Source organism: Stenotrophomonas sp. 2YAF22 (assembly GCF_052114665.1).
Taxonomy (GTDB): domain Bacteria; phylum Pseudomonadota; class Gammaproteobacteria; order Xanthomonadales; family Xanthomonadaceae; genus Stenotrophomonas; species Stenotrophomonas indicatrix.
Map to the genome: position 1 here is coordinate 1 of NZ_JBFRFE010000731.1, position 1,891 is coordinate 1,891.

Annotated in this window: 2 protein-coding genes; both read right to left on the minus strand. The window is 54.8% G+C overall.

The window, feature by feature from the left end; all coding sequences use genetic code 11:
- Positions 1 to 644: 644 nt before the first annotated feature.
- A complete protein-coding gene (locus AB4Y84_RS20505) occupies positions 645 to 1,220 on the minus strand; it encodes a hypothetical protein (RefSeq protein WP_442243794.1) in 576 nt (191 codons plus the stop codon).
- A 59-nt stretch (positions 1,221 to 1,279) separates the two neighbouring features.
- The coding region (locus tag AB4Y84_RS20510) for a hypothetical protein (RefSeq protein WP_442250802.1) at positions 1,280 to 1,891 on the minus strand (612 nt) is incomplete at its 5' end.

The following is a 1,891-nucleotide window of genomic DNA, read 5'->3' on the forward strand; positions in this document are numbered from 1 at the left end:
CACCAGGCCGACAATGGCCAGGATGAACAGCAACAGCAGACCGAAGCCGGCAGAAAGCCGGGATCCTACACGGAGGTTGCGTAAGGCAAGCATCTCAATTCCCTTGATTGTGGCCCTACTTTCGATGGCGGCTCGACGGGGGGAAACTTTAAGGAAGTTTTACGCTTCGAATCCTCATCAAAGTGAATCCGTTCAAACACTCTTTGATATATATATCGGGCCCGAACGCCTCGCAGGCAGGGTAATCCTCAATATTATCCATCCAGGCCAATGACCGCCCGCATCGAGAAGAAGCCCTGCTCCCCTCAACGGTAACGTCAGTCTGTCCGATGCCCTGCAGCAGAACCTCCTGCTGTGCTTCGTCGAGGGTTCACGGCTTCATGACACCTGCATCGACAACGCATCCGCACGGAATCAGGTTCGGTTCGATCATGCAGACAGGGTCACGCGTGCTCGCGGAAGTGGTCGACGTGGGCCTTGCCCAGGACACCGCGGATGCTGACATCGTTCTCGGCCGCGATGTTGGTTGCGGTCAGGCTGATGTTGCCCTCCGTGGTGGCCATGCACACGCGCTGCAGGCGCCTTCACCAGCACACTACCGGGCAGCGAGCGGCAGCAGAAATGAATGCATGCGCGGCAACCAGTTACTGATTGGAAATCAGAAACTCCGTCTCAGTCAATGCGCACCGCCCACCCACGCGCCAGAATTCAAAATAAGGACCGAAATCCACATCCAACTCAAACAAGGAGCCACCGATATACCATGCCAAATAATAGTCGGCAGCCAACCCATAAAGCGCCTCAAGCAACGCATACACCTGATCAGACTCGGATATCCTGCTCGCCCTCAGCGAATCACCAATTCCATCGAACAGCCAGTGATGAGGAATATCACGCTGAAGCGCGGAATCCAGATCACTCTCGGCAGCAAAAACCACCTTCGCGCGCCTGCAGATTCCTTCAATCTCAACATCACCTATCTTTCCGCATATCTCCTCCTGCCCCCTCAGCCACTCACTTCCAAGCCTGACAATCTCTTCGCGTGACGTTGAGAATCGCGGACGCAGGTACAACGAACCGTCCAGGCTACCGGAAGAAATAACCTTGACAGCCTTCGCATGCAAATCCAACGAAGATGGAAAATAACCAAATATCTTCCGGAGCTCGACATCGGTTCCGTGCTCTTTCAACAACCCCAAAAAATGGGACTTATCAAACACAGCCGACCCTTCACAGAACGCACACCAATCGGACAGAAGAGTCCTCACATCTATATCCCTCAAGATTTTGGGAGCGGCGGAAGCAGGGCGGGATCAATCTTCCAGCGATCCCTCAGAATTATAATACCCGAATTGAATTCTTCGAGCGACTTGCTTTCGTCAATTATCCGGCCCAGCTCGTTGTGGAAAGTACCGGAGCCGTGACCACCATGACCGCCCGGCTTTCCATCAGCAGGATTGGTCCATTTCAGATCTTTCGTCTTGGTTCTGAACCTCTTGATCTCATCCATCGAAACACCCCACCCCTTGAAATCAGGGGCTCGACAGACCATGCACCATTCGTGCAACCCACCGGGTTGACGTATGCGGGCTTCGATCGCGTCTCGGGTCCTCTTGTTCTCCCAAAGCACTTCCAGTTCCTTCGAAGAAAGCTCGTCGAACCAACGGTTGAATTCTCCATTTCGAACACTGGGAACTTTCCCATCGGGAAGCAGCTGGTCCAGTGATCGAGCCGGCACCTCCGACGCCGCACCACCCCGCTTCAGGACCGTGTCAGCGGTCGCGGTCTCCACTGACTTGAGGATCTCGTTCGATCGGCGCCCAGCCTCTCTCGTGGCAGATCCTGCGATCTCCACGCCCACCTCACCAACGATCTTTGCTCCCGGCATACG